The organism is Nostoc sp. (assembly GCF_036916975.1).
Classification (GTDB): Bacteria; Cyanobacteriota; Cyanobacteriia; order Cyanobacteriales; family Nostocaceae; genus Nostoc.
Genome location: NZ_JBALFF010000005.1, coordinates 1 through 7,642 on the forward strand (window position 1 = coordinate 1; position 7,642 = coordinate 7,642).

The window sequence follows — 7,642 nt, forward strand, 5'->3', positions numbered from 1 at the left end:
TTAATTAGCGATCGCCCTGTGCCAATTGGATCATTTTGACAATACAGATGTACTAAAATTTAGCGATCGCTTGTGCCAGTTGCGTAAGTCCTGTATGCAAAAGAAAACTGCTGTATTTATATCCTTACCCTTTTGGTGAATTTCTCCTAGCCTCTACAACAAAATGCTAAAGTTGAAAATGATTGGTGTGAAACACGCCCTAACTGGCTGTTACCATTGCAAATCCCGAAAACAACCGAAAAAATTTGAGTGTAAAAGGTAGTAAATGGGCTAGCTATGTTAGACGTGAATCAACACTCCTGAGAGTGGAAACCAATTCAGTTATACTACCCGAACCACGTTGGCATGGGTTTTTGGAAAACTTGGTTTAGTACTCCTGAATCTGTAGCACCTAGTAGGACAAACCCCTTTGAAGAATATAGAGCCGATACTGCGGGCAACTCCAACCCCAGCAGCATTAGCGAAGCATCTTCAAAGGAGACTCGTATCGTCTTCAGTACGGAGCGAGACATTGACCTTTATGAGCTAGAAGAACTCTGTGATGCAGTTGGTTGGTCGCGCCGTCCTCTAAGAAAAGTTAAAAAAGCTATTGAGCATAGTTTTCTTGTCGCCTCAATGTGGCAGGTGAGAGGAAACCAAAAGCGGCTCATTGGTTTTGCCCGTGCTACCTCAGATCACGCGTTTAATGCCACTATTTGGGATGTCGTGGTTCACCCAGACTTTCAAAGTCAAGGACTGGGCAAGGCACTGATGAAATACGTTCTCAAAAAACTTAGGAGTGAAGAAATTAGTAATGTCACTCTCTTCGCTGACCCCCATGTTGTAGATTTCTACCGAACTATGGGGTTTATGGCTGATCCGGAAGGCATTAAAGGCATGTTCTGGTATCCTCACTAGCGCTTAATCAAAATCAAACCCGATTTACACAATAAAATCAGGTATAATAGCGAAGATCTATGATTTTGATGTGGTTTTGCTTTTTTTGGGCCGACGAAGGCGCAAGTATATATCTTGTAAACTAAGTCGGCAAAAAACCTTTATCAGTGTGAAAATGTAATTTATCTTGTCTTTGGCAAAGGATAAAAAAGATTAGGCATAAGCGGTCTGATGTGATATAGTTACCTTAATGCTTTTGGTAAAGGGCGATCGCTTTGATGGCATAAAACCAAACCACAAAAAGCAAATAAGTCGAAACGGGATGTAGCGCAGCTTGGTAGCGCGCCTGCTTTGGGAGCAGGATGCCGCAGGTTCAAATCCTGTCATCCCGATTTAAGTAATAGATTTAACGGCTAAGGCGATTGACTAGAGTTCTCTTGCTAAGACGTGCAATTAAATTATAAATTTTTTCCGATAAAAACAAATTGCCTGTTATAGTGTTGAGTTAAGTGTTGAAGCCTAACAGGCAAATTTCAGTTTTAAGCAGTAAGATATTCCTGGCACTAAGCCTTGTATAGATTTGAGAAGATATTAAAGCAAGCGCGATGGAACGATTGATTAAGTAATAGCGTCACTCGATATTAGAGAAAGCCAGATAAAATGGCATTTATCAACTCCAAGGTCGAGAAACAGAGAGATTTTTGACTGTCTGAGAAAACATATAATAGGCATCTACAGCATTTCGTGGTGAATAACAAAACGAAATCCATAAAAACACAACCTTAGCACAGTAGATTTTTCAAAACGCTACTATAAGCAACCCTAAATAATTGCGGAATAATTGGATTTTGACCGTTGACCCTCCGGGTATGCCTCCGGCACGCCAAGGGCGAACGGCAGTCCCTCTTTGTTGGAACAACAAAACCGGACTGCCTCACGCTTAACGCTCGACCTCAACGCGCACAATGAATTTTTTACAATTGAAATAGATTGCTATATAACTAAAGCTAGTTGGTGCTGTGCAACATCCAACCATTTGTTTAATTAATTGGACTATTAATGCAAGGAGCAATCATGAAATCATTTATTCGCTTAGGCGCAACATTGGGTATAGCTGGCACTGTATTTTTAACAGGGCTTTCAGGAATAGGCAATCTACCAGGAATAAGCAATCAAGAAGCGATCGCACTGCCACAAGATCAGGTAGTGAAAAAGCTCCAAGAAGTACCTGTATTCACGCTAACTAATCCTAAAGGCGAATTTGTAGTACTTTCGAGGAACAACGCATCCAAGCCAATTTCGCAAGTAGGATTTTTTATTAGCAAGCAAGATGCTCAAAAATTCCTTGACAATCGGCTCAAAAAAGAAAACCCCCAGTTGGCAAGCACCCTAGAGGTTAGACCTTTGTCCTTGGCAGACTACTATAAAATAGTCCAAGAAAGCAAAAAGAAATCAGACTCTGTAATTTATACTTTAGTACCGACGCAAGCACAGGTAGCTTCGGCAACAAGTATGCTGAATCAAAATGGTAAAAAAGGGGAGCAATTTAATGGTATTCCCTTATTTGTACCCAAATTTAAGAAAGATAATAGCTATTTGACGATTCCCCTTCCCAACGGCAAAGAGCGGTATATCCCTTTCTTTTTTGAGAAAGAGCAAGCAACAGCTTTGTTAGACGAATTCAAAAAAGCCGTGCCTAAGGAAGCAGACAACACTGAAATTCAGGTGGTGGATTTGTACGGTGTTTTGGAGGCTCTCAATAGTAGTACCGACCCTAGTATAAATAAAATTGTTCTCTATCCATCGCGGGAGTCGATCAATTTTATTCGCTCGCTTGCACCGAATCAATCTCCTGCTGCCAGAACCACTCCAAAAAAATAACGGTTATGCAATCTAAGGTTGAGGCATGGGGGAGAAACATCTAATATCTGGTTTACAACTTTGGCAGTGGCGTAATACTGCTCAACAAGCAGCACGAGCAACTGATGTCTCAGCAGGCGAGGTAGATTGGCTGCTCTTAGAAGTTGCTGGGTTAGACCGCTTGGCACTGCGTTTGGAGTCCTTTAAAAACTGGCCGCAAATTCAGCTGCAATTGCCTTTAGAAGAGTTAGACCGTTTGTGGCAGAGGCGATTAAATGACCGCTTACCAGTGCAGTATATTGCCGGAGTTACACCTTGGCGTAACTTTCAAATTGCAGTGTCAAGTGCGGTTTTGATTCCCAGACCAGAGACAGAATTTTTAATTGATTTAGCTTTAGCATCTGCCAGTAATGCTTCAGGACACTGGGCTGATTTAGGCACCGGGAGTGGAGCGATCGCACTGGGATTAGCAGATGTCTTGCCAAAAGCAACAATTCATGCTGTTGATTATAGTTGGGCAGCACTGGCGATCGCCCAAACCAACGCCCATAATTTAGGTTTTGCTGACAGAATTAAATTTTATCAAGGTTTCTGGTGGGAGCCACTGGCATTCTTAAAAGGTCAGTTCAGTGGTATGGTGTCAAACCCCCCTTACATCCCCACCAGTACCTTACCTACCCTGCAACCAGAAGTAGTTAACCATGAACCACATCTAGCTTTGGATGGTGGTAGTGATGGCTTAGATTGCATTCGCCATTTAATAGAAATCTCCCCTAGTTATTTGCAACCTGGTGGCGTGTGGCTAATTGAGATGATGGCTGGACAGGCAGATACAGTGCGAGAACTTTTACAAAATCAAGGGAGCTATTACAATATTCAAATTCACGCTGATTTAGCTGGAATTGAACGCTTTGCCCTAGCTTATAGAAGTTAGGGTTTCCCTTACTCAATTTGCCTATCTCTATCTGTTTTAGCCATTCCAATATCACTGGAATATCACAATTGCAAGAGAATTTATTTCTACGGTTTACCCCATAGCCAAACCCGAATCAATCAGTTGCTTCTTAGACTACCTTGATTACTGAAGCGTAATGCAATTGGGTTAGAAAATACCCTTATTCCTTTTCCCTCAAGGCACTAATTTCTCTTGCCATCTTAAAATGAGCGGACGTACGAGTGTTATCACTTGTCAGTTGTTCATGCCCAAAGTTTAAAGTGTTTCGATCCGAAGAATATTATTTATACTCCAACCGGGCGACACTATCAAATATTTGTTCCCTTTATAGATGATGATTTTGTCAAAGATCACCCTGCTTTTTCAGGAGAATCAAGGGGACAATCGTACCAAGGCTTCATCTTTCCCAATTTGATGATTAATACCGCAAGAGACAAAGTTTCAGTTTTTCGGCTGACTCCTTTATCTCCCACAAGAACTAAGTTTGAGGTTTTTATTTATCAAACAAAAGCACAGATTGAAGCATTTCCTTATAAGCAGGATGAATTTCGACCTGCATTTGAGCGGGTGTTAAATGAAGACTTTAGGGTGGTGCGATCGCTACAAGCAAGTGTTCATTCCAAAGCTTATGGTGTACTTCAGCTTGCAGACATTGAATATGGAATTTCTCACTTCCATCAAGTTTTGTCGAAGTACTACCAACCCTAATACACAGCCACGTTCTTAGCGCGACTCGGCTTGCCTGTGGCTAGACAAGGTTTGTCAATTTTGAGACATGGTGGCAAATTGATTTAGGGTAGTGGTTAATCCGCACTCTGGAAGTATTAGGTTTAGCTTGGGATGTTAAAGTTCCCACACTAGGAATGATTGAAGCGAAAAAAACTGCTAGTTGATTTTAGTCTAAATTTTGGAGGATGTCTAAGATTATTTGAGCATCTCTCTCTGAATATTTAATTTAACCGAGTAATTAAATACCGTGCTACTGGTTGATAAATATTAGACATCTTGCATAAATATATTTATGCAAAAATGGGGGAAAGGATTTTGAGTCCTTTTCCTTTTTGGCTAACTTATGCAAGAATTTGATTTAAGCTCAAATCAAAATATATATTAAATTGTTCTCCCCGACTTACTTAGTAAGATGACGCAAGTTTACCTCGCAGACCTAATAGCTGGCGCACGCGCCGGTCTTTTGGTGAGCTTTCCCACTGATACTGTTCCTGCGCTTGCGGCGATACCAGAAAAAGCCGGATTAATTTTTACGGCTAAACAACGCAGTCAGGATAAACCTTTGATTTTGATGGCGGCTAGTGCTGAGGATTTGTGGCTGTATGTCAAAGGTAGTGAGAATGAGTATAAGATTTGGCAAGAATTGGCAGAGAAATATTGGCCAGGAGGGCTGACGTTAGTTTTACCAGCAAGCGAGCGCCTGCCAAAAGTCATGAACCCTATCGATCCAACAACAATTGGTATTCGAGTCCCAAACAGTGCGATCGCTCAATCTATTTTGGCCCAAACGGGTCCTCTTGCCACCACTAGCGCCAATTTTTCTGGTCAGCCGCCTTTGCAAACGATGGCAGAAATTGAGGTTCAGTTTCCTAATGTTTTGACTTTAGAATACCAGGGTGAAATATCAGGGGTGGGTGTACCTTCTACCGTTGCTAAATGGACAGGAACAAATTGGCAGATTTTGCGGCAAGGTGCGATAAAGTTAGATATTTCCACTGATAACCAAATATAGACCGCTATAATGTTGTCTTCCTGGTTTTAATATCAATTCACGAAAATGGTGATATATATAGATTTATCGTAGGGGCATAACCAATGCCCATTGCTGTCAACTTAACGTGAAAGTGTTGTCTTGCAAGGAACTAAAGTTCCTTCTCTTATAGTTAAAGTCATCTCTTGATGACTAAATATCCGCAAAAATTTTTAGTCTACTTCAGTAGACTTGAGCTATGAGCCATGAACTTCAGTTCAGGGCGGGTGAGAAAGCCAACATGATAAGCCATTTCTAGACTTAAGTTGACACCAATGGGCAAAGACAAGCCCCTACGAAGGTATTTGTATCATTATTAAAGTGAAATGGTATAACAACAGAGAAATCTGGAACTTTAGTTTGCGCTGTTGTGGTCAGTTAACAAGTTAATAATTGCCAAATTATGAATTGGAGCAACTGGATATATCTAGGAGCAGGAATAGCACTAGGTATGATTTTCCGTCAGTTATTTGTGCGATCGCCTAATGTTTCATCTAGCTCATCTCCAGTAGGACTATTAGCTGAACAGGATATGCCACCAATATCGCAACAGCTACACCAAACGCAGCTGGCATACCAAATGGCAAGGGAAATGAGCCTGTTTAAAGGTGGTTTTTTGGCGCGGACTACCCATGAATTGCGATCGCCCCTCAGTGGTCTGATCGGCTTGCATCAGTTAATTTTGTCGGATCTGTGTGAAGATCCGGCTGAAGAACGAGAATTTATTGCCCAAGCTTACGAGCGAACCCTGAAGCTACTCAAGCTGATGGATGAAATTCTCAGCGTTGCTAGAACTGAACACGGTACTAATAAATTAGATATTCAGCCTAGATCCTTAGCTGAAGTTTTAGAAGAGGTTCATAAATTAACTTATATGCTGGCGGCCAATCGCAATTTTCCCTTGCAATTGTTACCCGCCGATCCAGAAATTTATGTTTTGGCAGATCACCTCTGGCTCCGCCAAATATTAATAAGTTTAATAGATACTGCTATTACTCAAATGGAGGAAGGCAGCATCTGCATTTCTAGCAGCACAGTGCCTACAAGTAATTTTGTAAACATTTGGTTGGATGTACCAACCCATGCCATACCCTGGAGCGAACCAATTGATTTAATTAAATCTGAAGATCAGCCGATCCAGATTCACCAAAGAAACGCTGCTCTTTCCCCAGGAATGAGGCTATTAATCAATCAGACTCTGGTAGAAGTTATGGGAGGAAAGTTAGAAATCCTGCCCTTGACAATTGCGAAGGAATCACATCAAAAGATTAGCAGACTACAAATCTCTATCCCCCTAGTGATTCCTGAAGCTGAACTTCTGTATCAGGAACGAAACCAAGATTAGGTCGGTTGTGTAACACCATCGTAGTGGTAGTGTTGGGTTGAAAACCAATCTTTTCGTAGAAACCCTGCTGGTGAGTAGTCATCAGGTAAACGCGCTCAACCCGCCTCATGCGGGGATGACTCAAAACGGTTTCTACTAACTTGCTTCCCAACCCATGACTTTGATACTCTGGATGAATCACAACATCCCAAATTGTGGCGCGATATATGCCATCAGATGTTGCTCTAGCAAAGCCAATGAGGCGATCGCCAAGGCAAACGGAAATCACTGGCTCACTGTTGGCAATGGCTATACCTAAATCTTCAATATTGCGACCTTTTGCCCAAAAAGCTGAAACGTTTAACAGTTCTTGCAGTTGATAAAGGTCAATTTCAGACTTGCTCTGGCGTAGCCCGTCGTAGACATCGCCTTTGGCGCAGCGCAGATGTTCGCTAAATTTAATCTGAGAATCGGTCATGTATGGCATCTACCTTTGGATATATCTTTGTATGGTTAAGTCATATTTTGCAAGAAATTGCTGTACGTATATATATTCAACGAGAAAGAAAGTTTAACTGCTGTCCGTGGGTTTAAGTCCCTCGGTTCAATAAAAATTTTGTTTTGTGCTGGGGTTAAATCCCCATTACAAAACATAATTACGAACGCACAAAGCGTGCCGGAGGCTCTAAGCTGTCGCGCATTTAATTTGCACAACTAGGGCGGGCAAATCGCCCTACCCCACAAGAGATTCATTTTTTTGAGGATGCAAATTAAAAGATTTTTAGCTTAAGTAAGTGGGCGCAAATAATCATCACTCGCTCGTAGTTGCGCTTTAGCGCATCCGGATAAAGATGCGCTAAAGCGCAAC

General features: G+C 41.6%; 6 protein-coding genes, 1 tRNA gene and 1 pseudogene. 7 read left to right on the plus strand and 1 reads right to left on the minus strand.

Features of this window, described 5'->3' with window-relative positions; genetic code table 11:
* The first annotated feature begins 345 nt into the window (after positions 1-345).
* The 7 genes and pseudogenes from V7K73_RS00535 (at position 346) to V7K73_RS00565 (ending at position 6,795) form a co-directional block, all read left to right on the plus strand.
* Positions 346-897, plus strand: a complete 552-nt coding sequence (locus V7K73_RS00535; RefSeq protein WP_334743965.1) for a GNAT family N-acetyltransferase — start codon at positions 346-348, stop codon at positions 895-897.
* A gap of 297 nt (positions 898-1,194) precedes the next feature.
* A tRNA-Pro gene (locus V7K73_RS00540) sits at positions 1,195-1,268 on the plus strand.
* Between the two features lie 682 nt (positions 1,269-1,950).
* Positions 1,951-2,757, plus strand: a complete 807-nt coding sequence (locus tag V7K73_RS00545; RefSeq protein WP_334876150.1) for a Tic22 family protein — start codon at positions 1,951-1,953, stop codon at positions 2,755-2,757.
* A gap of 25 nt (positions 2,758-2,782) precedes the next feature.
* A complete protein-coding gene (gene prmC / locus V7K73_RS00550) occupies positions 2,783-3,670 on the plus strand; it encodes a peptide chain release factor N(5)-glutamine methyltransferase (RefSeq protein ID WP_334876152.1) in 888 nt (295 codons plus the stop codon).
* A 240-nt stretch (positions 3,671-3,910) separates the two neighbouring features.
* Positions 3,911-4,399 (plus strand): annotated as a pseudogene (locus V7K73_RS00555) (RHO alpha subunit C-terminal catalytic domain-containing protein); the annotation flags it as partial.
* 433 nt (positions 4,400-4,832) lie between these two features.
* Complete coding sequence (locus tag V7K73_RS00560) at positions 4,833-5,432, plus strand: L-threonylcarbamoyladenylate synthase (RefSeq protein WP_334876154.1); 600 nt, start codon at positions 4,833-4,835, stop codon at positions 5,430-5,432.
* Between the two features lie 421 nt (positions 5,433-5,853).
* Positions 5,854-6,795, plus strand: coding sequence for a sensor histidine kinase (locus V7K73_RS00565; protein ID WP_334876156.1), 942 nt, complete (start codon positions 5,854-5,856; stop codon positions 6,793-6,795).
* Here the strand turns inward: V7K73_RS00565 and V7K73_RS00570 are convergent.
* The gene (locus V7K73_RS00570; protein WP_334876158.1) at positions 6,737-7,252 is read right to left on the minus strand and encodes a GNAT family N-acetyltransferase; all 516 of its coding nucleotides are present in this window, start codon (positions 7,250-7,252) and stop codon (positions 6,737-6,739) included. The two genes, V7K73_RS00565 and V7K73_RS00570, sit on opposite strands and share 59 nt — an antisense overlap.
* Positions 7,253-7,642: the final 390 nt, after the last annotated feature.